This window comes from Planotetraspora sp. GP83, assembly GCF_041262585.1.
Lineage (GTDB): Bacteria > Actinomycetota > Actinomycetes > Streptosporangiales > Streptosporangiaceae > JAOEGB01.
Genome location: NZ_JBGCBZ010000013.1, coordinates 203258 through 225993 on the forward strand (window position 1 = coordinate 203258; position 22736 = coordinate 225993).

General features: G+C 67.5%; 21 protein-coding genes and 1 pseudogene. 13 read left to right on the plus strand and 9 right to left on the minus strand.

Features of this window, described 5'->3' with window-relative positions:
• The first annotated feature begins 199 nt into the window (after positions 1-199).
• Complete coding sequence (locus tag ABH927_RS20015) at positions 200-1669, plus strand: ATP-binding protein (protein WP_370023686.1); 1470 nt, start codon at positions 200-202, stop codon at positions 1667-1669.
• Between the two features lie 24 nt (positions 1670-1693).
• Here the strand turns inward: ABH927_RS20015 and ABH927_RS20020 are convergent, their stop codons facing one another.
• Positions 1694-4273, minus strand: a complete 2580-nt coding sequence (locus tag ABH927_RS20020) for a hypothetical protein (RefSeq protein WP_370023688.1) — start codon at positions 4271-4273, stop codon at positions 1694-1696.
• A 185-nt stretch (positions 4274-4458) separates the two neighbouring features.
• Between ABH927_RS20020 and ABH927_RS20025 the strand changes: the two genes are divergently transcribed.
• The 4 genes from ABH927_RS20025 (at position 4459) to ABH927_RS20040 (ending at position 8049) form a co-directional block, all read left to right on the plus strand.
• Positions 4459-5169, plus strand: coding sequence for an SDR family NAD(P)-dependent oxidoreductase (locus ABH927_RS20025; protein ID WP_370023728.1), 711 nt, complete (start codon positions 4459-4461; stop codon positions 5167-5169).
• Positions 5170-5253: 84 nt separating this feature from the next.
• Positions 5254-6081, plus strand: a complete 828-nt coding sequence (locus ABH927_RS20030) for an NAD(P)-dependent oxidoreductase (RefSeq protein WP_370023690.1) — start codon at positions 5254-5256, stop codon at positions 6079-6081.
• A 283-nt stretch (positions 6082-6364) separates the two neighbouring features.
• Positions 6365-7399, plus strand: a complete 1035-nt coding sequence (locus ABH927_RS20035; protein ID WP_370023692.1) for a DUF4331 family protein — start codon at positions 6365-6367, stop codon at positions 7397-7399.
• A gap of 287 nt (positions 7400-7686) precedes the next feature.
• The gene (locus ABH927_RS20040) at positions 7687-8049 is read left to right on the plus strand and encodes a response regulator (RefSeq protein ID WP_370023694.1); all 363 of its coding nucleotides are present in this window, start codon (positions 7687-7689) and stop codon (positions 8047-8049) included.
• Here the strand turns inward: ABH927_RS20040 and ABH927_RS20045 are convergent.
• Positions 8039-8698 (minus strand): response regulator, encoded by a 660-nt coding sequence (locus ABH927_RS20045; RefSeq protein WP_370023696.1) that lies wholly within the window; start codon positions 8696-8698, stop codon positions 8039-8041. The two genes, ABH927_RS20040 and ABH927_RS20045, sit on opposite strands and share 11 nt — an antisense overlap.
• A 360-nt stretch (positions 8699-9058) precedes the next feature.
• Between ABH927_RS20045 and ABH927_RS20050 the strand changes: the two genes are divergently transcribed.
• The 5 genes from ABH927_RS20050 to ABH927_RS20070 all read left to right on the plus strand — a co-directional run bounded on the left by ABH927_RS20050 (position 9059) and on the right by ABH927_RS20070 (position 13754).
• The gene (locus tag ABH927_RS20050; protein WP_370023698.1) at positions 9059-10024 is read left to right on the plus strand and encodes an alpha/beta hydrolase; all 966 of its coding nucleotides are present in this window, start codon (positions 9059-9061) and stop codon (positions 10022-10024) included.
• Positions 10021-11028 carry an aldo/keto reductase gene (locus tag ABH927_RS20055; protein ID WP_370023700.1) on the plus strand — a complete coding sequence of 336 codons (1008 nt, stop codon included), beginning with the start codon at positions 10021-10023 and terminating at the stop codon, positions 11026-11028. The genes ABH927_RS20050 and ABH927_RS20055 overlap by 4 nt, the downstream gene beginning before the upstream one ends.
• A gap of 77 nt (positions 11029-11105) precedes the next feature.
• The gene (locus ABH927_RS20060) at positions 11106-11843 is read left to right on the plus strand and encodes an SDR family oxidoreductase (protein WP_370023702.1); all 738 of its coding nucleotides are present in this window, start codon (positions 11106-11108) and stop codon (positions 11841-11843) included.
• Between the two features lie 78 nt (positions 11844-11921).
• Positions 11922-12821, plus strand: coding sequence for an SDR family oxidoreductase (locus tag ABH927_RS20065; protein WP_370023703.1), 900 nt, complete (start codon positions 11922-11924; stop codon positions 12819-12821).
• Between the two features lie 54 nt (positions 12822-12875).
• Positions 12876-13754 carry a helix-turn-helix transcriptional regulator gene (locus ABH927_RS20070; RefSeq protein WP_370023705.1) on the plus strand — a complete coding sequence of 293 codons (879 nt, stop codon included), beginning with the start codon at positions 12876-12878 and terminating at the stop codon, positions 13752-13754.
• 14 nt (positions 13755-13768) lie between these two features.
• Here ABH927_RS20070 and ABH927_RS20075 read toward each other — a convergent pair whose 3' ends face one another.
• Together ABH927_RS20075 and ABH927_RS20080 are read right to left on the minus strand one after the other, a co-directional pair.
• The gene (locus tag ABH927_RS20075; RefSeq protein WP_370023706.1) at positions 13769-14812 is read right to left on the minus strand and encodes a PAS domain S-box protein; all 1044 of its coding nucleotides are present in this window, start codon (positions 14810-14812) and stop codon (positions 13769-13771) included.
• Between the two features lie 296 nt (positions 14813-15108).
• A complete protein-coding gene (locus tag ABH927_RS20080; protein WP_370023708.1) occupies positions 15109-15924 on the minus strand; it encodes a transposase in 816 nt (271 codons plus the stop codon).
• A 61-nt stretch (positions 15925-15985) separates the two neighbouring features.
• On the opposite strand from ABH927_RS20080, the pseudogene ABH927_RS20085 reads away from it, so the two are divergent.
• A pseudogene (locus ABH927_RS20085) lies at positions 15986-16316 on the plus strand (IS5/IS1182 family transposase); the annotation flags it as partial.
• A 46-nt stretch (positions 16317-16362) separates the two neighbouring features.
• On the opposite strand, the gene ABH927_RS20090 reads toward ABH927_RS20085, so the two are convergent.
• The 5 genes from ABH927_RS20090 to ABH927_RS20110 all read right to left on the minus strand — a co-directional run bounded on the left by ABH927_RS20090 (position 16363) and on the right by ABH927_RS20110 (position 21230).
• Positions 16363-17409, minus strand: a complete 1047-nt coding sequence (locus ABH927_RS20090) for a hypothetical protein (protein ID WP_370023710.1) — start codon at positions 17407-17409, stop codon at positions 16363-16365.
• Between the two features lie 546 nt (positions 17410-17955).
• The gene (locus tag ABH927_RS20095; RefSeq protein WP_370023711.1) at positions 17956-18594 is read right to left on the minus strand and encodes an HAD family hydrolase; all 639 of its coding nucleotides are present in this window, start codon (positions 18592-18594) and stop codon (positions 17956-17958) included.
• A gap of 180 nt (positions 18595-18774) precedes the next feature.
• The gene (locus ABH927_RS20100) at positions 18775-19617 is read right to left on the minus strand and encodes an IS5 family transposase (RefSeq protein ID WP_370023713.1); all 843 of its coding nucleotides are present in this window, start codon (positions 19615-19617) and stop codon (positions 18775-18777) included.
• Between the two features lie 699 nt (positions 19618-20316).
• Positions 20317-20472 (minus strand): hypothetical protein, encoded by a 156-nt coding sequence (locus tag ABH927_RS20105; protein WP_370023715.1) that lies wholly within the window; start codon positions 20470-20472, stop codon positions 20317-20319.
• A 143-nt stretch (positions 20473-20615) separates the two neighbouring features.
• Positions 20616-21230 (minus strand): dihydrofolate reductase family protein, encoded by a 615-nt coding sequence (locus ABH927_RS20110; RefSeq protein ID WP_370023716.1) that lies wholly within the window; start codon positions 21228-21230, stop codon positions 20616-20618.
• A 324-nt stretch (positions 21231-21554) separates the two neighbouring features.
• Between ABH927_RS20110 and ABH927_RS20115 the strand changes: the two genes are divergently transcribed.
• Together ABH927_RS20115 and ABH927_RS20120 are read left to right on the plus strand one after the other, a co-directional pair.
• Positions 21555-22304, plus strand: coding sequence for a hypothetical protein (locus ABH927_RS20115; protein ID WP_370023718.1), 750 nt, complete (start codon positions 21555-21557; stop codon positions 22302-22304).
• A gap of 88 nt (positions 22305-22392) precedes the next feature.
• Positions 22393-22736, plus strand: a 344-nt coding sequence (locus tag ABH927_RS20120; RefSeq protein ID WP_370023719.1) for a hypothetical protein, incomplete at its 3' end; no start/stop codon positions are given.

The following is a 22736-nucleotide window of genomic DNA, read 5'->3' on the forward strand; positions in this document are numbered from 1 at the left end:
CGTACCGACCAAGTGCGGCAGTCGAGGGCCAGTGCCTCCGGCCATCCCGGCCGCTTCCCGTGCAGCGCGCCGCGCAATGGGTCATGACCAGTGCCATGAGCATGCTTCAGGGATCGATTGATAGCCACAACTATTATAGTTGCAGCTATCATAGGCGGCATCCAACTGTGGTTTGGTTCGCGCGTCTGGAGGGCTGTCGTTGCTGCAGAAGCCGGAGCGTTTGTTCGGCCGAGACACCGAATGGGAAGATCTGGCTGACTTCGTGGCATCCCCCTTGCCGGGGGCGACTCTCGGGTTGGTTTACGGCCGCCGTCGTCAAGGCAAAACGCTCATGCTCGAACTGCTGGCCCAGCAGACCGGTGGGTTCCTTTTCGGCGCGACCCAACAGACCGAGGCGCAGAACCTCGCCGACCTGGGAGCGGCCTATGCCGCCTATCGCGGCCTGCGCCAGCCCATCACCTTCCGTACATGGCGCGAAGCAATCGACGAACTTCTCCGGCTCGGGGAGAACCAAGCCGCCCCCCTCATCATCGATGAATTTCCCTACCTCGTATCGACCACGCCCGTGCTGCCCTCCTACCTTCAGCAGGCGCTCACCCCGCTCGGGTACGCCAAGCAGCACACCCGTACCCGGGCGATCCTCTGCGGCAGCGCCCTGACCACGATGGCGCAGCTACTCGCCGGCGGCGCACCCCTGCGCGGGCGGGCGGCCATGGAGTTGATCGTGCGCCCCTTCAGGTTCCGTGAGGCCGCCGCCTTCTGGGGTGTGGATCAGGATCCGGAGCTGGCGTTTCGGCTGCACGCTCTGCTCGGTGGGACCCCCGCCTATCTGGAGATGAGCGGCGGATCGGGACCCGCAGAAATAGCCGGGTTCGACCGCTGGGTTCAGCGGCGTCTGCTCAATCCGGCCTCCGCGATGTTCCGTGAAGGTGCCCTGCTGCTCCGAGAGGAGCCTTCCATCACCGATCCGACCTCATACTCCGCCACGCTGAGCGCGATCAGCGCCGGCAACCACCGGCGCTCGGAGATAGCGGCGGCACTGGGCCGCCCCAGCAGTGCACTCGCCCACCTGCTGTCCGGCCTGCAGGACATTGGCCTGATCGAACAGATCGACGACGCCCTCCGCGGTAAGCGCAGCGTCTTCCGCATCGCCGAACCCGTCGTACGCCTGCACCAGCTCCTCATTCAACGCCACGAAGCCGAACTGATCGCGGGCCGTGCCGACCGTGTCTGGCGCGCCAACGCGGACACTGTCGCCTCTCAGATTTATGGCGCGCACTTTGAGGACCTCGCACGGCAGTGGTGCTTCGAGCACGCGGCGCCCGACACGCTCGGGGGCACCGCCACCGCTGTACGTCCGACGGAACTGCCATGTCGCGAACACCGTCGAGGCCATGAACTGGATGTGGTCGTCACGGAGACGACCTCCTTCGCCGCTGACCGCATCATCGCGATCGGCGAAGCCAAGAGCACCGTGGCTCCCATCGACACCCCCCAACTGGAACGACTGGAACACCTACGCGGCCTCCTGCCCAGCGCCAAGGTGGGCCCTCTCCCCAAGCTCCTCTTGTTCGCTCGCTCAGGCTTCTCGAGCGACCTCACTCGCCTTACCGGCAAACGGCCCGACGTCGAACTCATCAACCTGAAGCGGCTGTACACGGGAGCATGATGCCGGTGTTCACCCGCGTGCCGGTCAGCCGGGTGTGACGGAGATGTCCTGGCAGGTCCTGTGAGCGGCCGGGTTCGCCGTCCCGAACGGGTCGTTCCAGTAGTCCTGGGAGCTGTACAACCGCCACCAGGTCAGGCAGGCGTGTATCCGGTAGGTGTGGGCCGGGTTCACGTACAGATCTTCCGAGGAGTACGAGACGGGCTGCCCCGACTCGAACGGGGTTCCCCGGTAGTAGAACGTCCACTTGCCGTTGCCGATCGGGATGGGCGGCGGGGGTGTGCAGCCGGGTTCCGCGGCGCACTCGTCGGCCCTGATCTGGTCGACCACCGTCATCTCCACGTCTCTGACCAGCTCGGGATGGACGATGTCGCTGAACGTCGCGGTCGCCTTGCCGACGACGAGGTCGGTGCCGGTGCCCGGGACCTTCCCCGTCAGGGTGAAGGGACGGGGGCCGTCCGGCTCGGTGACCGTGCCGGTCGGGGTGTCGACGAACTGCTCGCCGAGGTCCGGCGAGGCGAGGCGGAGCCGCTGGCCGGTCAGGAGTTGGGCTACGTCGCCGTTCGCGGAGCCGTTCTGCGTGGGGGCTCCGGTCGCCTGGTAGACGCCGTTCTGGGTCACCCGGATCGTCACCTTTTCCCCGGGTGTGAGCGGGCCGTTCACCTGGGGTGGGGTGAGCGTGGCGGTCCATCCTGAGCAGATGCCCCCCACGTGCTTGCCGTGAGCGCGGCCGCAGTGGGAGGTGGTGGGATGGCCGGGACCGTTGGTGAGGTAGGAGACGAACGGGGCGAAACCGGCCGCCGCCTGTGCCGGTGCGCAGGTGTGGACGACGAGGTAGGACAGCGGCCTCTCCAAAGGACCGCGCCGGAGGCCGCGGATGTAGACGTAGAAGCACGAGTCCGAGGGCCAGGTCGCGCCGAACCCTGGCGGATCCTGCCCCTTCATGCATACGGGATCGAACCTCAGCGCCCGGATCCGGTCCCCGCCGTGGGTGAACTCCTGGCGGCATTCCGCGGTGGCGGCCGGAGCGTACGAGCCGAGGGTCCACTCCGCCGAGCAGGCGATTCCGCGCGCCAGGCACGTGCCGCCCGTTTGGGAACCATGGATCATCCAGGACTCCACCGGAGTGGCGGCCGCGGTGGCCCTGGTCCGCCGGGGCATCAGCAGCATCCGCTCCGGGTGCCCCTTGTCGTTGCCCGAGCCGACGCAGCCGAGGAACGTGTCGTACGGGCAGGGGGTGGGGAGACCGCCGCCAGAGATGGTGAGCCCGGCCGCGCCGAATGCGACCTCGCCCTGTCTCCGCCCGTTGAAGCCCTGCAGGTAGTCGTGATGCCTGGGGTTGAGCAGGAGGTCGGCCAGCAGGTCCGGGGGGCGGTAGCGGGAGGACGCCGCGATGCTGCCCTCCTCGGCGAAGTTCGCCGCGGCCTGGGCCACGGGGGACAGGTCGCCGATCCAGACCTGCATCATCGGCGAGACCGCGTCGGAGCTGAACAGGCGGTCGGTCCGCTCGCTCTCCCTGCGGCGGAACGTCGGGTTGCGCAGTTCGCCCATGGACTCGGTGGCGGCCTTGGCCGTGATCAGGTCCAGCACGGCACGGACCTTCGGGCGCAGGGGGTCGTCCGCCGGCGCCAGGTCGTACAGGTTGAGCAGCCCGATCATCTGCAGGCGCGCGTAGGGGCGGGAGTTGTACTCGAGGAAGTCGGTGGTGAGCCAGATGCCCAGCTTGCGGTCGAGGTCCGCGCGCAGCCCGTTGGTGGCGTTGTCGGCGTGCGCGTCGTGGACGTACACACGGACGGCGTCGTTGGAGGCGGTCTCGACGTCGAACTGGCTGAGCACCGGCAGCAGCTCGTTGTGGAGGTAGCGGGTGGACTCGATCAGCAGGTTGTGGTTCTCGGTCTCGCTGATGTCGAATCCCGCGATCTCGCAGTTCACCGTGTCGGCCGGGGTCGCGCTTCCTTGCAGCCACGCGACACGGGACATCCTGCGGTCCAGCCGTTCCGCGTCGGCGGGAGCGAAGTGATAGCGGGCCAGAGACCAGGCTCGCAGAGCCATCCCCATCGTGAGGTCCCAGTCCCCGTCGTGGCAGAGCTCCTGGAACTCGGTGCCGGGCCGGCCGTACAGCTCGGGCATCCGTTCGAGCTCGGACGCGACGATGTCCCAGCCGGGGGAGTTCACCCGGGTCTTGCCGTTGAACGGCACCTTGTTGAAGTCGTCCCTCCAGTCGGTGACCCGCTTGGTGAGGCAGTCGGCGGCGTCCGGAGGCTGGCTGATCGGCGGATACGCGTGGGTGGTGCCGTCGTCGCCGCCATTCACCACCCGCTGGATCGACACCGTTCCATTCCGGGTGTCCAGCATGCGTAACAGCGTGACCTCGGCGAGGATGTGGGCCGGATAGTCCTCGCCGAAGATGCCCGGCGCGTCTTTGCAGGCGCCCGCCAGCAACGACGGCACCCTGTACTGCTCGCGCGCGCCGCGGAGCTCCACGAAGTTGTCCGGCGGTTTGATCGTGGCGTAGTCGACGTACGCGGCGTCCGCCCGCACAGAGCCAGGCACCGGGAACGCCATGAACACGACGATGAGAAAGGTGACGAGCACGGATCTGCGCATGGTCCAACCTTGCGGCCCCGGCCCTCCGGGCGCATGAGTATCCCCCTGCTCAATGACTCGCCCGCGAACGGCGTCTCAGCCTCCGGCGGCGGTGCTGCCGCGCGGCGCCGCTCCTGTCGTCGTCGGCCGATCCCAGCCCTTCCCGTCGCACTTGCAACCGGAGCCAGTTCCGGTTACACAGCGGCATCGGCGAGGCGACCGCGTACAGCCTCGCCGCGGAGGGCGCGGCCGTCGCCGTCCTCGGACGGCGACGCGACAGGCTGGAAGAGCTCGCGGACAAGGTCCGGGCCGATGGCGGGACCGCCCTCGTGGTGGAAGCCGACATCACCGACCGGCGGCAGGTCGCAGCGGCCGTGGAGAGCGTGGTGGCCGAGCTCGGCCGCCTGGACACGCTCGTCAACAACGCGGGCTTCATGGGCGTCGGGCAGGCTGTGGACTCCCCGCTAGGGGAGTGGGAGCACATGCTCGAGGTCAATGTCCAGGGCCTGCTGTACACCACCCACGCCGCCCTGCCGCACCTCCTCCGCGCCGCGGAGGACTCCCCGCGACGGGTGGCGGACCTGGTCAACATCAGTTCCACCGCAGGCCGGGTCGCCCGGCCCGGGACGGCCGTCTACAACCTGACGAAGTTCGGCGTCAACGGGTTCACCGAGGCCCTACGGCAGGAAGTCATGCAGAAGCGCCTCCGGGTAAGCGTGGTCGAGCCCGGCACCGTGGACACCGAGCTGAGCTCGCACCTCCGCGACGGCGTGCGACAGGCCATCGAGCGCCAGGTCGAGGGCATGGAATTGCTGCGCCCCGAGGACATCGCCGACGCCGTGTCCTACATCGTCACCCGGGACCGCCGAGTCTCCGTCAATGAGATCCTCGTGCGCGCCAGCGAGCAGACCTGGTAACAGGCAGCAGTCACAGCGCGTCCACCCGGGCCTCCTGCTTCAGCGGCGTGCCCGCAACGATCTGCCATTCAGGAAGGTGACAAGATGACCGAACTCGACCTGCGCATCGGATTTATCGGCCTCGGCGCAATGGGTCGGCCGATGGTCGAGAATCTGCTCAAAGCCGGCTACCCGGTCACGGTATTTCGGGCCCTGCCCGACGACGTAGAGTCGCTGGAGGCTCTCGGTACGAGAATCGCGCACTCACCTGCGGAAGTCGCGCGCACGACGAACGTCGTGGAGATCATCGTGCGCACCGAGGAGCAGGTCGACGACGTGCTCTTCGGCGCGCCGGACGGCGGGGTCGCCGCCAATCTCGAGGCCGGATCGGTGGTCTTGATCCACAGCACCATCTCTCCCGCGGCCGTCAGCACCGCAGCCCGGCGGCTGGCCGAGAAGGACATCGCGGTGCTTGACGCACCCGTGACCGGGTCCATCAGGGCCGCGGTGGAAGGCACCCTGTCGTTCATCGTCGGTGGTGCCGAATCCGCCATCGCGCGATGTGCTCCGGTGCTACGGACACTTGGATCGGGGACGATACGAGTCGGCGAGCCGGGATACGCCCAGATCGCGAAACTCATCAACAACATGCTCGCCGGCGTGAACGGCGTCGCGATCGCGGAGGGGCTGGCACTGGCACGCGCGGCACGCATGACCGACGAGGTCGTACTCGAGGTCGTCAACGCGGGCACCGGCGCGAGCTTCATGAGCACCAACCGTGACGCGCTTCTTGAGATGGGCCGTCAATCCGATCTGATAGGGCTCGGTTACAAGGACCTGCTTCTCGCACTACAGGAGGCGCACGGCCGGGAGGTCGCCCTGCCGGTCACCGCTCTCGCCACGCAGTTCCTCGCCAAGTACCACCAGATCTAGGAAGCCGTCCGACTCGACCCACCGGGTGCGCCACGGAGCCCCGCGTCAGCTCGGGCTGCGAGGGCTCCATGACGAAAGAGTCCCGTTGTGGGGTTATCCCCCTGCTCGGCATGGGGACGGCAGGTCGTGATTGTGGAGGCGTCTCGACAGCCTCCGTTGCACGTTCTCAGCAGACTGAAGTCACGAAAGAGCCAGGCACCGGAAGCCTCCAGGCACCGGAAGCCTTTGTTCCGGCAGCCGTGCCTTTCCTGTCTGCCCATCCATAGAGAGAGGCGAGAGTGCCATGTCTCACCACCTCGATTCCCCCATCGCCCGTCAGGACCCGCGTCTGGACATCACGGACCTGTACGTCTTCCGGGGAGAGCGAGGGACGGTCTTCGTGACGAACCATAGTCACTCGCTCGCAGGCGAGGACATCCCGCGCGGTCTGCACCCGGAGGGCAGGTACGAGTTCAAAATTGATGCGAACGGTGACGCCGTCGAGGATCTCACCTACCGCTTCACCTTCTCGGACGCCGACGCCGACGGCACCCAGGGCTACGAGCTGTGCCGTCTGGCCGGGCCGGAGGCTCGTGACGCCTTCGCGGCAGGCACGCTGATCGCCCAGGGCCGCACCGGCGAGGCCGTCGAACTCGCCGGAGGTGGCCGGGTCTGGGTCGGCAAGGCGGGCGACCCGTTCTGGATCGAGCCGGACGTTCTGCACGCCGTCGGCCACGCGTTCCAGGACGGCACCACCGTCGACCTCTCCTCCTGGAACCCGGCCGAGGCGAAGAACCTGTTCGCCGGCCACACCGTCTACTCCATCGTCCTGGAGATCACCGACCAGGAGCTGCTGCCGGTCGCGGGCGGAGACCACCGGATCGGTGTGTGGGGGCTGGCCTCGCTGGCCACCGACGCCGGCGGGTGGCGTCCGATCAACCGGGCCGGCCTGCCGATGATCCACCCGCTGTTCACCCAATTCAACGAGGACCTCGGCGACCGGCTCAACGAGAATGTCCCGGCCGACGACGTCCAGATCCACGGCGAGCCGCTCATGGACATGGTGGCGGGAGTGGTGCGTGCCTACGGCACCGCCGAGGACCCGGAGGCCTACGCCCGGACGGTTGTCAGCAAGATCCTGCCCAATGTCCTGCCGTACACCGTCGGGACTCCGGCCGCCTACGGTTTCGCGGAGTGGAACGGTCGCTCGCTGACCGACAACGCCCCGGACGTCATGTTCTCCTTCGCGGCCAACACGCCCGTCACGCTCGGCATCGGGAAGGAATCCGTGAAGGCAAAGCCGTCCCGGACCTTTCCCTACGTGCCCTCCGCCTCCTGAGACCGGGGCGGCCCCGCGCCGTGCGGAGTGAGCAGCCCTCCGCACGGCCGCCGTCGGATGCCTGACCGCGCTGGAAGGACCGCGGCTGCCCGCGACGCCCCGCGTGGTGCGGGCGCCTGATCGGGTGGATCACCCTCGGATTCGACACGCCCCCCGAGATCGCCCTGCTCGTCACCGCGGCATCGGGTGCCGCCTCGGGGCCTGGCGCCGATCCCACTCCCGGCCTGAGAGTAAACGTGGGGTTGCCCCCATGGCCCGCAGCTCATCCCAGCGGTGATGCTGGGCCCATGTCAGTCAACATTGTGGTCGTCGACGACGACCCGGGCTTCCGTCGCATCGCCAGGGCGCTGCTGGCTGCGCGCGGGCTGCGGGTCGTCGCTGAGTCGCCAGACGGCGCGTCGGCGATCGCGGCGATCCGTGAGCACCGCCCCGACGGCGTGCTCCTCGATCTTCACCTCCCGGACGAGGACGGCTTCTCTGTCGCTCGGGCGATCACAGGAGAGGGACACCCGCTGACGATCGTGATGACCTCCACTGATCCTCTGGCGTGGTCAGCGGAGGAACTCGCCAGTGCGGGAATCGTGCGATTCGTTGCTAAAGACCGGCTGTTCGACACCGACTTGAATGCCCTTTTCTCCTCTACCGCTTGAGGTAGTGCAGCACGGCGAGAACGCGGCGGTGCTGTGAGGATTCGGCCTGCTGCAAGCCCAGCTTGAGGAAAATGCCGGTGACGTGCCGCTCCACCGCGGGGACCGTCACGACCAGCTTCTCCGCGATGCCCGAATTGGAATGCCCTTCGGCCATCAGTGCCAGGACCTCCCTCTCCCGGGGGGTCAACCCGCTCAGCGGGTCCGCCTTAAGCTTGCGGCCGACGAGAGTGGCGATGACGTCCGGGTCGAGTGCCGAACCGCCGGCGACGACCCGCTGAACCGCATCCGTGAGGATCTGCGAACTGGCGACCTTCTCCTTCAGCAGGTAGCCGACTCCGCTCGGATCGTCTCCGACGAGATCGAGCGCGAACGAGGCATCCAGGAACTGGGACAGCACGATCACGGGTGTGCCCGGCTGCTTCGCCCGGATCTGCCGCGCCGCCTGTAGGCCGTCGTCGGCGAGGTTCGGTGGCATTTGGATGTCCGTGATCACCACGTCCGGCTTCTGCTCCGCGGCGGCCCTGACCAGTTCCACGGCGTTGGCGACGGACGCGGCGACCTCGATGCCGGATCGCTCCAGCATGGCTGTGATGCCCTCACGGACGATCGGCTGGTCTTCTCCGAGCACTGCACGCAGAGGCTCACTCATGAACGCATCCTATTCGTCCGTAAACGGCCCCTTTGGCCTGCATCCACCAGGTCGGGCGCTGCTCGGGGGCACCCCCGCGGGCGTCATAGCCGCGTGGCATGTGGACAGCGGGTTCTCCAGGTGTACGGCACTCCCGCCGGGCAGCACGGCCCTGCTCCGGGCGGCTGGCGCGCACGGCCGGGCGCGGCAGCGGCAGCCCGAGGCCGTGGGGCTTTCCCCACATGCGGCCTCGGGGTGGCCGACACAGCCTTTGAAGGCGGCTCGACAGCCGTCCGGGCGGCCCGTGACCAGACTGGAAGACATCCAAGGCGGCTCCCCGCCGAGCCCCGTTCAGCCCTCGCCCCTTAGCGGAGGAGCATCATGTCCGATACGTTCACGCCGGTCACCCCCGTCCTGGAAGCGCCCGCGGCGGCGTTCGCCAAGGCCACGGCGGAGCCGCCGTTCCTGTACCAGATGCCCCCGTCCGAAGGCCGCAAGGCGGTCGACGAGGTCCAGTCGGGGGAGATCACCAAGCCCGCTGTGGACGAGGAATGGGTTACCGTACAGGGCGGTCCGACGGGCAGGGTCCGCGCCCGCATCGTCAAGCCCGCCGGGGCCGTCGGCACGCTCCCGGTTGTGATCTACATCCACGGCGCGGGCTGGGTGTTCGGAAACGCCGACACCCACGACCGTCTGGTCCGCGAGCTCGCCGAGGGGACCGGCGCCGCCGTGGTCTTCCCCGAGTACGACCTGTCGCCCGAGGCGCGCTACCCCGTCGCCATCGAGCAGAACTACACAGTGGCCCGGTGGGTCGTCACCGACGGCGCCGACAATGGCCTGGACGCCTCCCGGATGGCCGTCGCGGGCGACTCGGTCGGTGGCAACATGACGGCCGCGATGACCCTGATGGCCAAGGAGCGCGGCGATGTACCGCTGAAGTTCCAGCTGCTGTTCTACCCGGTCACCGACGCGAACTTCGACACCGGCTCCTACCACCAGTTCGCCGAGGGCTACTTCCTGACCCGCGAGGCCATGAAATGGTTCTGGGACCAGTACACGACCGACGAGAACGAGCGCGCCGAGATCACGGCCTCGCCGCTGCGAGCCACCACCGAGCAGCTCGCCGATCTGCCGCCGGCGCTCGTCATCACCGGCGAGGCGGACGTCCTGCGCGACGAGGGCGAGGCGTACGCCAACAAGCTGCGCCAGGCCGGCGTTCCCGTGACCGCTGTCCGCTACCAGGGCATCATCCACGACTTCGTCATGCTGAACGCCCTGCGCGAGACCCACGCCGCCGACGCCGCCATCCACCAGGCCATCGCGGCTCTGCGCACGGCACTTGCATGATCATCGCCACCCGCAAGCTCGGCGCGAACGGCCCTGAGGTATCCGCCATCGGCCTGGGCGCCATGGGTATGTCCGACCTGTACGGTCCCGCTGACGACGCCGAAAGCATCGCCACCCTGCACGCGGCCCTCGACGCGGGCATGAACCTCATCGACACCGGCGACTTCTACGGCTCGGGCGCCAACGAGATGCTCATTGCCCAGGCGCTGAGAGAGCGCAGGCGCGACGAGGTCGTTCTGAGCGTCAAGTTCGGCTCCCGCCGTACCCCCGACGGCGGTTTCCAGCCGGTGCCCTACGACGTGTCCCCGGCCGCGGTCAAGGATCGCCTCGCGTACTCCCTGCGGCGGCTGAACACGGACTACATCGACATCTACCGCCCGGCGCGCCTCAACCCCGACGTACCCGTCGAGGAGACCGTCGGCGCGCTCGCGGAGATGCAGCAGGCCGGCTTCATCAAGCACATCGGCCTGTCCGAGGTCGGCGCGGACACCATCCGCCGCGCCGTGGCCGTGGCACCCATCAGCGATGTGCAAATCGAGTACTCGCTGGTTTCCCGCGGCCCGGAAGCCTCCATCATCCCGACCCTGCGCGAGCTCGGCATCGGCCTGACCGCCTACGGCGTGCTTTCCCGCGGCCTGCTCAGCGGGCACTGGACCGCCGGGCGGCACCTGAGCGCGAACGACTTCCGCGCCCACAGCCCTCGTTTCCAGGGTGAGAACCTCCAGGCCAACCTGCGCCTGGTCGATGCACTGGACCGCGTGGCCCAGCGCCTGGGCGCCACTACCAGCCAGATCGCCATCGCCTGGGTGGCCGCCCAGGGCCGGGACATCGTTCCCCTGGTCGGTGCCCGCCGACGCGAGCGTCTGGCCGAATCCCTCGACGCCGCCGGCCTCTCCCTGGACGCCGACGCCCTCGCCGAGATCGAAGCCGCCGTGCCCGCCGGGGCCGCCGCCGGCGAGCGCTACGCGGCGCCCCTCATGGCCACCCTCGACAGCGAACGTTGACCCCCGACCGCACTCCACACACAGCCTCGGCCCGGCCCACCCGGACCGAGAGGCATCTCACCGAAGGACGGATCACCATGACAGACAACATCAGTCGCGTCGCCCTGGTCACCGGCGGCTCCGGCGGCATCGGCCGTGCGGTCGTGGAGCGCCTCGCCCTGGACGGCATCGCCGTCGGCGTGCACTACGCCGGGAACAGGGCCAGGGCCGACGAGACGGTCACCGCGGTCACCGCGGCCGGCGGCAGGGCGATCGCGGTCGGCGGTGACGTCGCGGACGCGGACGCGATGTCCGCCGCGTTCGACGCCGTGGAGCGGAAACTCGGCGGCATCGACGTGGTCGTCAACACCGCGGGCATCATGTTGCTGTCCCCGATCTCGACGCTGGAGCTGGACGACCTGGACCGGATGCACCGCACCAACATCCGCGGCACGTTCGTGGTCTCCCAGCAGGCGGCCCGGCGGGTACGGCCCGGCGGGGCGATCGTCAACTTCTCGACCTCCGTCACCCGCCTCCAGTTCCCGGGCTACGGCGCCTACGCGGCCAGCAAGGCCGCAGTCGAGGGCATGACCCTGATCCTGGCCCGCGAGCTGCGCGGCAAGGACGTCACGGTCAACGCCGTGGCCCCCGGCCCCACCGCCACGCCCCTGTTCCTCGAGGGCAAGGACCAGGCCACGATCGACAACCTGTCCAAGGCGGCCCCCCTGGAGCGTCTGGGCACGCCGGAGGACATCGCCGAGGCGGTCGCGTTCCTCGCCGGCCCGGCGCGCTGGATCAACGGGCAGGTCCTGTACGCCAACGGCGGCGTGGCCTGACCGCCCCCCTTCCTGACAACCGTCGCGCCCACCCTCCTGCAGGAGGGCAGCGACCCCCTCTTCCCAAGGAGAACTTTCATGAGCATCGTCGTCGTGATCACCGGTGCCTCCAGCGGCTTCGGCGCCCTGACCGCCCGCGCCCTCGCCGACGCCGGCAACGTCGTCTACGCGGGCATGCGAGAGACGGCCACCCGCAACGTCCCCCAGGTCGAAGCCGCCGCCGACTACAGCGCTCAGCACGGCGTCGACCTGCGCGCCATCGAGCTCGACGTCAACTCGCAGGAGTCGGTGGACGCCGCGATCAGTCAGGTCATCGCCGAGCGTGGCCGCATCGACGTCCTGATCCACAACGCCGGGCACATGGTCACCGGCCCCGCCGAAGCTTTCATCCCGGAACAACTCGCCGCGCTGTATGACGTGAATGTGCTCTCCACCCAGCGCGTCAACCGTGCCGTACTGCCGCACCTGCGCAAGGCGGGCCGGGGATTGGTGATCTGGGTGTCCAGCTCCAGCGTCAAGGGCGGCACCCCGCCGTACCTGGCCCCCTACTTCGCCGCCAAAGCCGCCATGGACTCCCTCGCCGTCAGCTACGCCGCCGAACTCGCCCGCTGGGGCGTGGAAACCTCGATCGTGGTCCCGGGCTCATTCACCAGCGGCACCAACCACTTCGCCCACTCCGGCCACCCGGCCGACCGCACCATTGAGGCGCAATACGAGGAGAAGTACCCCGGCCTCATAGAGCAGGTCGCCCAGAAGCTCGCCTCGCTGGCGCCCGAAGGCGCGGACGCCTCCCTGGTCTCCGACGAGATCGCCCGCATCGTCGCGCTCCCCGCCGGCAAGCGCCCGTACCGCGTCCACATCGACCCCGCCGACGACGGCTCCGAAGAGGTCTCCAACGTCGCCGACCGCATCCGCCGCGAGTTCCTCACCCGTGTCGGCCTCGCTGATCTGCTCATCACCCACCTGGAACACGTCTGACGCGCCCCGGGTCCTGGATGCGGCAAAGGGGCAGGCCAGCGGTAGCCTGCCGCTATGGACAGTGGCAGTCGGCTCGGGCAGTTCATCAGGGCCAGAAGGGCGGCTACCACGCCGGCTGAGGTTGGGCTCCCCAATGGAGGGCCCCGCCGGACCGCGGGGCTGCGTCGAGAAGAAGTGGCCATGCTGGCCGGGCTCAGCGAAGGCTACTACGCACGCTTAGAGCAGGGGCGCGAGAAGAATCCGTCTGACCAGGTCCTGGAAGCGCTCATCCGCGTCCTCGGGCTCAACGCGGACGCCGCGGACCATCTGTACCGACTGGCTCGCCGCGAGTCTGGTCCTCGAATCAGACACAGTGGTCAGGTGCGGCCCCATATCCTGCGCCTGATAGAAGGGTGGAGCGATACTCCCGCGCTGGTCGTGGGTCCGCGTCTCGATCTGCTGGCGGCGAACGCCCTGGGCATGGGGCTGTATTCGGTGGCGATCCCGGATGGCAACCTGGTGCGGTTCACGTTCGTGAATCCCGCTGCCCGTGAGTTCTACCGGGACTGGGACCTGATCGCTCGCACCGGGGTCGCCGCATTGCGCGCGACCGCAGGTGCAGACCCCACCGACTCCGAGCTGACCCGCCTCGTCGTCGAGCTGTCCGCGAGGAGCGCCGAGTTCCGCCAGTTGTGGGGTCAATACGACGTTCAAGGTAAGACTTACGAGGTCAAACGCTTTCGACATGCTGAGGTGGGTGACCTTACGCTGATCCAGCAGTCCTTCAACATCAATGGTGTGGCGGGTCAGCAACTTGTCACCTTTCAGACCGAGCCCGGTTCGCCTGGTGAAGAGGGACTGGCTTTGCTGAGGTCTCTGGTCGCCGGCCGTCTGCTGGACAGGACGCGCCTGCCCGCGATAGCGCGGGGTGAGGCGTCCGTTGGTCGACCATAAGTATGCCCGCCTGTTCAAGAGGACACCGGGATGCGGGCGATCATTCGCGTACCGCCGCCGGGCGGCGACTCTATCGTGAGCGTGCCGTCGAAGGCGGCAACGCGGTCGTGCAGTCCTGCCACGCCGGAGCCGGCCGCGATCTGCGGGACCCCGCCGACACCATCGTCCGCGACGATGAGCTCCAGTTCGGTTCCGAGACGGACCACGATGTCGATGCGGGAGGCGTGCGCGTGCTTGACCGCGTTGGTGAGAGCTTCGGCCACCAGATAGTACGCGTTGGCCTCGAGCACGGCAGGCAGGCGCCGCTCGCAGGCCCCGGTGACGACGACGGGGATCGGGCAGCTCGCCGCCAGTGCGGCGATCGCGGCCCACAGGCCGCGCATGGTCAGCACTGAGGGGTGAATGCCGGCCGCGAGTTGACGTAACTCGTCGATGGCCGCCTGTGCATCCTCAACCGACTGATCGAGCAGAGCCAGGGCGTCGGGCGGGGCGTCAGACAGGTATTCGCGCGCCAGGCGCAGGCCGATCATGAGGTTGACCAGGCGCTGCTGAGCCCCGTCGTGGAGGTCGCGCGCGGTCTGCCGGTGGACGGCGGTCACGCTCTCCACGATGCGCCGCTGCGCGGCCCGGGACTCGGCCGCCCGGATCTCGGCCGCGTCGCGCTCCCGGACGGCCTGCTCGTAGGCGCGACGTTCGGTGACGTCGAAGAAGGAGTAGACGACGCCGCGTCCGTCAGGAAGGTGGATCGGCGCAGCCCACCAGGAGGCCGGAAAGAATGAGCCGTCCCGGCGCATGAACCACTCGTCGTCCCCCTGAGCCGCCTGCCCGGTCGTGCTCGGGGTCAGCATGGCGCACTGCGAGGCCGGATAGGGGGAGCCGTCTGGGCGGAACGGGTGGAGCGTCTCGTGGCTCGGCCGGCCGTCCAACTGGGCTCCGTCGTCGTACCCGAGTACGGCCACTGCGGCGGGATTGGTGTAGAGGATCAGCCCCTCCGGGTCCACGACCCACACGGGCTGGGGCACGCTGTCCAAAATCAGCGGAAGGAGCGCGGGTTTCACGAGGTTTCCTTGCTCAGTTCGGTTCCCAGTGATCAGCATGCGGTGTCCCCCGCTACCTCTGGCTGGTCCCCTGTACGAACGCTTTGACGCGACCCTATGTCCGCCGTCTCCCCACTACCAGGACGTGGTACGTACACCAAATGGCCGCGGACAGGGGCCGGTGACGGTCGCCGGCTGATCGCGGACCTCCGGGACCTTGGGTGTATGCGAAGAAAGTGCATATCCATGTCCCACTCATCCGATGACCGCGCCGACGTCCGTGACATGCTCGTGGTTCACGAAGCATTCCGGCAGAGCTACCGCCGCATGCCCGAACTGGTCATAGGCGTGGCTCCCGGCGATGTTGGCCGTGCCGCAATCGTGGCGGACCACATCCAGTTGATCGAGGAGTTCCTGCACCTCCACCACAAGGGCGAGGACGACCTGCTGTGGCCGAAGCTCCTCGGCCGCGCCGGGGAAAGGCTCGCGCCCGCCGTTGCTCTCCTGGAAACCAGCACGCGGAGATCGCCACGCTGATGACTGACGTGTCCGTGCGGCTGGGCGCATGGCGCCGGAAGCCGTCGGCGGTTTATGGGAAAGAACTCGCCGACTCCCTCGAGAAGCTGGGCACCCGGCTGGCCGAGCACCTCGCGATCGAGGAGAGGGACGTCCTCCCACTGGTGCCGGAATACGTGACGGCCGAGGAGTGGCACGATCGCCCGCCGGGTCGGCCGCTGGCACGACCAGCCGTCGCGCCGCAGGGCCCACACACCCTGGACGGTGTAGCCGATGTGGAACATCCGGCCGATCAGCGTCTTGATCCGCATCAGCGTCCACCGCTGGTCGGCGAACCCGTGCGCCAGCGGCCCGCGCTCCAGCTCGGCCTCCAGCCGAGCGAACTGCGCGGGGCTGAGCCGGGGCAGCGCATGCGGGCCTGCCGAGGCCAGCGCTTGAATGCCGCCCTCGCGCCAGGCGCGCCGCCACCGCTCCACCGACCGTTCGGTGACCCGCAACGTCCGAGCCACCGCCGCGTTCGTAACCCCCTGCTCGAACATCTCGGCTGCTCGCAGCCGTACCTCCTCGCGGCGCCGCTGCTCCTGGAGGGTGAAGCCGCCGCCTTGGGCATACCGCACACCCCGGTCATCCAGAACAGATCGGCCCTCGTCAGCTCACCGACAAGACCCATTTAGTTCTGTAGACGAACAGGGCTCGCGCGGGGAACTCGACTGGTCGCGATGCGCGACCGACTCGGTCAGCGTGCGGGCCACCGATGGGGGGACCTGACAGGTCCGAATCCTGTAGACTGCGCAAAACGTGTCAAAGATCCACCTCATCACCGACTGGACCGGCCTGCTCATCTCTGTCGGAATCACTGCCGCAATACCCACGACGCGCTGGAGCCGTTGGTGCGCGGTACCCCTCCGATCCGCTCCCGCCACAGACCACGCACCGGCCCGGCAAACTTCACGGTGAAGGTGGCCATGACTACACGCATCTGCAGGCCTTCTCACGGTGGCGTGGCATCAACTCCACTCCGCTTCGACGTCTGCGACTCCCCGCACTTCCTCTTATCACTTGGACTCCTCCGGTGACCGGTTGACTCCGAGCGAATTGCGTGTAAGCGCCTCAACGATTAGCAATCTCGCGTCCGGACGAGCCTGTTCGGGCATGTCCTCGATGACTCGTTCAGCCGTGAGCATACGCTCTACCTCTAAAGGGTGAGCAAAGAATGCCAACACTTCGCGAGAGGAGGTGTCGGCATTTTTGAGCACAGCTCGTGCGACGAATCCGGTTACGGCCGCACCAACCGTCGACACAACAGAAATAACAACCGCGGATGCGACAGTGTTCACAAAAGTGGCGACAGCTCCCGCAGTTAGCAAAAACGTAAATCCAGCCAGCAGGGTGACCAAGGTTGTTTGCCTCGTGGATGCCGCATAGTTCAAAACAAGCTGATGATAGAGTTGCAACCGTTCCCTATTGTTCACCCACAACGATTTCAGATCTAATGGATTTTCGGCACGCGAGGGACTTTCTGTAAGACTCTGAATAATAGTGCGATTGTTGAACGCGCGCCGCTTCTCCGAATACAGGTAGCCCAGAGTGAGGCCCAAAGCGATAAGTGCCGCCGTCATCGGTCCGAGATAGAGGAACCATTGGCTTGCGGTCTCCTCAACCTTCTGCCTGGTCGCAACTTCATTGCGCCAGATCGATTCCCGTCGGTCGTCAGCATTTCGCGTTCGGTCAGCGGCCCTCGAAACGTCAGCCCTAGCTAGATCAATGAGCTTTGCGAGTTGCTTCCGGTACTGCGGGCTCGTCCTCGACGACAACTCCGCCTTACGTAGCGAAGCCTCTGCAGCAGCAAGCCCTGATCGAGCCGAAATCTCCGCTTTCTTGGCATCGCCAGACTTAAACAGTGCGTCGGCAGACAACCCTAGCGCATTGTCCGCTTCATTCTGTACCGCAACGCTACTTCGAATAAGGAGGCCCACGGTTACGAGCGATGGAATCAAGACGGCTAAAATAAGGATCGTGCGCGTCCTGCGCCATGCCGAGCACTCAGCGGAATTCAGCCAGGCATCCATCTCAGCTTGGCCATCCGCGGTGCGGTAATTCATTTCTCTCCTATAGCTGTGCTGGGTATCCACAGCTTTCCAAGTACAAGGCCAAGGCAAGGCTCCTGTGGCGGGCACTTCAATCCTCCGCGACAACGGCGCGGCAGAATGATGTCGACTGTAGATTGTTGCCGAATTGTGCTCATAAGGATCAAGGCGGCGGTGCGGCGCCCGCCACCGTCACCCAACGACGCCGAGCAGCGACGACGGCACCCGACGTGTAGGCGTGAATGCCTGAGTGAGTGTTTGAGAAGGGTTGATAACGGTCTTGGTATCTCGTCGCGGTGACGGCCGAGGAGTCGCGATCATGGCGTGGTGCCATGCGAGCGCCGTTACCCCTCCGACCTCACCGACGCACAGTACTCACATGCGCTTGAGCTGCATGGACAAACTTGTCGGCAGGCGCAATCCTGCTGCGCAACGTGTGCAAGCTGACGGGGATCCGCCGGCGTGCTTATCCACGGCCGCTTCGACTTGGGTTCGCGCGCACTCGACCCGCGGCCGCCGACCGCATGCGCCCCCTCGCCGTCCAGTCATTCCCGCCATAGGTCACGTTGGCGGGCGGGAATGACACCGCGGGCCCCAGCCGCCATGTCGGCGGGTGAACGGCCGGACGTCGATGACGGCCATTCCCGCGGCGCAGGCCGCGGCCATGCCCTCGTCGCTGTCTTCGTATACCGTGCAGCGGGCTGGGGACACACCAAGCACGTCGGCCGCCCGTAGGAAGATGTCCGGCGCGGGCTTGCCCTTCTCGACGTCGTCACGGGTGACCAGCGTGGTGAACCGATGGCGTATCGGCAGGTGGCGAAGAGTCGTCTCGATGACCCGTCGAGCACCGCCGGAGGCCACGGCCATTGGCAGCCGCCGATGGAAGGCGGAGACCACCGCCTCCACCTCCGTATGCAGCCGGATCTCGTGCGCCGTCCGCAGGAACCGTTCGTCGCGATCCGCGACGATCTCCTCCACCGGCCGCCGGAGGTCGAGTTCACGCTCGCGTGCGAGCAGACGGATCATCTCGGCCGAGGAGAGGCCCGTGCGCGCGTCGAACCACTCCTGTTCCAGCCGTACGCCCTCGACGGCCAGGGCTTCGGCCATTGCCCGATAGTTCGCGCGCTGGGTGTCCACCAGCGTCCCGTCCCAGTCGAAGAGCAGGGCGTCCATGTCTCCGGGATGGAGTTCGGGCAACACTCTTAACACCTTCCCCGCGCAGGTGATCGACTCTCCCCTCGCACCCTACGTGCCTTGTCGATGACCGGCCACGGCTCAGGCGCTCCTGCGGAGGTGCCTAGTCCTGGTCTTGGGAACGGCCCCTGGACTTCGCCACCGCCCTGTACAGGACGCCCGTCGTAAGACCGCGTTCGAGAAGGGCTAATTGGTCGGCTCGTCGATGACGTATCGCTGCTGGCGGGTGGCGGCGCTGCCCCGTGTCAGCCGGCGGGCCATGCCGCTGATCGCGGCCCAGCGGATCATGGCCTCGGCAGTGGCCGTGTGACGCTCGTAGTCCCGCGCCAGGCGGCGATGGCTGGTCAGCCAGGCCAGCGACCGTTCGACGACCCAACGCCGCTCGATCACCGCGAAGCCGATCTGGCCGGGTGCCTTGCGGACGATGTGCAGCACGGTGTGCAGGACCCGCTGGGTCCACTCCACCAGCACCCCGGCGAACCCCGCGTCGGCGAACACGTACCGGACCGGCGTGACCAGGTACATGGCCAGGAGGGTCGTCTTCGCGCCGTCGCGGTCCTGGACCGAGGCGGCCATCACGCACACGACCAGCAGCAACCCCAGTGTGTCGGTGACGATGAACCGTTTGCGCCCGTTGACCTTCTTGCCGGCGTCGTATCCGCGGGACTCGCGGCCCACGGTGTCGGCGCCCTTCACGCTCTGGGAGTCGATAATCCCCGCGGTCGGCTCCTCGGCCCGCCCCTGCGCCGCCCGGACCCGCCGCCGCAGTACGGCCAGCATCTGCTCGGTGACCTTGGCTTCCTCCCAGCGGACGAAGTACCAGTACACGGTCTGCCAGGGCGGGAAGTCGAACGGCAACTGCCGCCAGGCGCATCCGGCGCGGACCACGTACAAGATCGCGTCGACGATGTCACGGCGCGGGTGCTTTTCCGGCCGACCGCCCGTGCTGGGCGCCGGGAGCAGCGGCTCGATCAGCGCCCACTGCGCGTCGGTGAGATCGGAGGGGTAGCGGCGCTCGCGTGGCACCACGCCATGATCGCGACTCCTCGGCCGTCACCGCGACGAGACGCTGAGACCGTTACCAACCCTTCTCAAACACTCACTGAGTGGACCGCCGGCGCGTAGCCGCCGACCGGTGCCGCGACGTGCAGCAGGCTGATGCCCAGCCCGGTGAGCCGATCGGTCCAGATCCCCATGCTGTCCCTTCCTGCGTCGTGGTACGGCCCGGCCGGTGCCGCGCCCTTATGTACCGATCTCATCCGGATCGGGCCGCGGGGAGCATGCAGAACGGTGTACAGGAGTACTCCTGCACATGGTTCGGTTGCTTTCTGCGCGGCTTCAGCCGACGAATCCCCGCCCGCTGCGCCCGAAGCTCTCGCGACGCAGACCTCAGCCCTCGGGAGTTGGATCCCCTTCGGGGGCGTGCGCCGTAACTCGTTCGCCTATAGGCGGTAAGTCCAGCTCTTAAGGGTGCCGGAGTCGAATTCGGGACGCGTGCCTATGGAGCGGTCCAGGACGCCACGCACTCAATTCGGCAAAGTCAGACGACGGCGCAACACTCGAAGACCGCGCGCTTCGCGGGAGAAGCGTGCACGTGACCTTGGTTGGTGCGCTGTCAGCATCGCGTGCGGTTGCCGCAGTGACGAGATGGTATGTCTGTGTCGCCGCCGATCGGATCGCTGTGGTTGGCGTGGCGTTTGCAGCGGTGCCGGCTGTGGATCCGCCCGGTCAGCGCTTCCGGTAGCGGATCAGCAGGGGCACGGTGACGGCGGTCGCGGCGAGGTTGAGCACGCCGCCGACGATCCAGGGCGACGCCAGGCCGTACCGGTTGGCGAGGACACCGCCGGCGAGCGCGCGGCGTGGTAGGCAGCCGTACGACAGCATGCGTCCTGCGCCGCCCGGGACGTGAGGTCCTGGTCCGCAGATCGTGCCCCTGCGGGGGGTGGCTGTGGCTCTATCGGACGATCACACGATTACCGGCCGACGGATGTGGCGCCACTGTGTCGATCCTCCCCCGCGAAAGCCCGCTACTTCCCCCCGGGTACCTGGTCTTTGACCTCGTCGTAGCCGACCTTGGTGGGTGCCTCGGTCGGCGAGTAGATCACGCGGATCACGCCCGTCGGAAACACCTCCGTCGCCATCATCTTCAGGTGGTACGGCGCATCGCCGTCGTCGAATAGCCTGCGGCCCTTACGCGCCGCCACTGGGTGCACGAGCAGGCGCAGCTCATCGACCAGCCCCGCGGTGAGCAGTTGCTGCACCACGGAGATCGAGCCGGGGATCAGGATGCCTCTGATACCAGCATCGGCCTTGAGCGTGGTGACGGCCCCGAGGAGGTCGCCCTTGATCAGCTCGGAGTTGCGCCAGGAGAACTCCAGCGGCTGGCGCGAGACGACCACCTTGCGCACGTCCCCGAGTTGCTTGGCGAACGGTGCGTCGTCCCCACCCGCCGCCTCGCGGTCGGGCCACGCTCCGGCGAAGCTGTCGTAGGTCTGGCGGCCGATGAGCAGCACGTCGGAGGTGTCGTAGTCCTCGCCGACGGCGCGGCCCATGTTCTCGTCGAAGTACGGGAAGTGCCAATCGGGGTCGATCTCGGCCACTCCATCGGCCGAGATGAACAGAGTGGAGATGACCTTTGCCATCGCGGTGATCCCTTCGCCCTCTCCAGTCGGCCGACGAGCCCGGAAACGCACTATGGCCGAACAGTGCATAGTACGGCCCCAGTGGGACCTCATCACGATTTGTTGCCTCGGCGCATCCGGCCGACCGTGAATCACCCACGGTCGGGACGACCTGTGCAAGTGTCGCTGGGCCGCACGTCATGCGAGCCGCTCAGGCCGCCACAGCAGTCCCGGCCAGCGATCCCTGACTCCGGTGCACCGGAAAGGCGGTGGTCGTTTCCTCGGTCCGGCCCAGACGGGGAGACAATCACAGCGTCATCTCCGATACGCGGTGAGGAGGGCTTAGTGAGCGATGCCGACCTGGACGATCCGGACGGAGTGCCTACGCTGATCGCACGATACGGGCAGCTCCTGCGCGGAGATCATGACGAGGGTGAGCGCGGCAAACTCCTGCTGGACATACTCCATGACCTTCTGACTGGGTCGGGCATCCAACCCCGGCCAGCCGCGCCACTCGTCGGGGTGAGTCCGACGCTGGGTCTGCGGCGTGGTGACACGAAGCTGCTGCTCGGGCTGGTCTGGCGCGACTCGCCGCTGACGGCGCAGGACGTCGCTGTGTGGCAGCAGGCCGCGCAGCGGCGTCGCAATGTGCAGGTCGTGCTGATTTCGATGTCGGGGTTCGACTCCCGCGTCGGCGAGAGCGTGGACCCGCAGAGCCCGGCGGTGGTCTTGCTGGACCGTACGCATGTCGAGGCCGCGCTGTGCGGGCTGCTGACGATCGAGGACGCGATGCAGGAGGTCGGTGACCGGGCGATCTTCGACGGCACAGCCTTCACCTCCGTGACCGACCTGGTACTGACGGCGCGGCGTGACGATCCGCCGTCGTTCGTGTCGTTCACCCGGTCGCCGATGCCGTGGGAACTCGAGCTCGCCGTCGCCGCTGGCGTCTCGCTGCAGCATCTGCTCAGCGCAGGCGCGGGGTGGGGGCAGATCACGGGTTTCACCGTCGATGACTCCAGGATGCTGATCACGACCGGCGAAGGCGTCATGAAGTCGACACCCTGCGCGGCACCGCTCACTGGCTGCTGCCGCTGATGGGTTGCTCGGGAAGCGCTCTGGCTTCGGCCGACGGTGGAATCCTGGTCCGGAGGGGCTCGGCCGTCGTGCAGTGGAAGGACGGTGTTTGACACCGATTGCCGGGGATTTGGGCGATACCCGGATGCTGCTGTGGGGTTCCAATGGGCAGGCATGGGTCTTGTGCGGCAGCGGCGCCGAGCTGGCCAGCGCGACGCTGGGCCTGGTTCGGCTGGGCGGCACGGTCGATGATCAACAGCGCTACTCGATCTCAACGCCGTTGCGTTTAGCGTCGGGGACGGGAGGCAAGTCCCTTCTCGAAGATTGTGACGTCGGCGTGGAAGCTGTAGGTCTGTGTGGTTGCGGGGTGCTGCCCGGCGTTTGGTCCGTACTTGCTGGTCGGGTTCTTTCGCGTACGGGCCTTGACACGGGAGCGGCGCCCTGCGGGCAGTA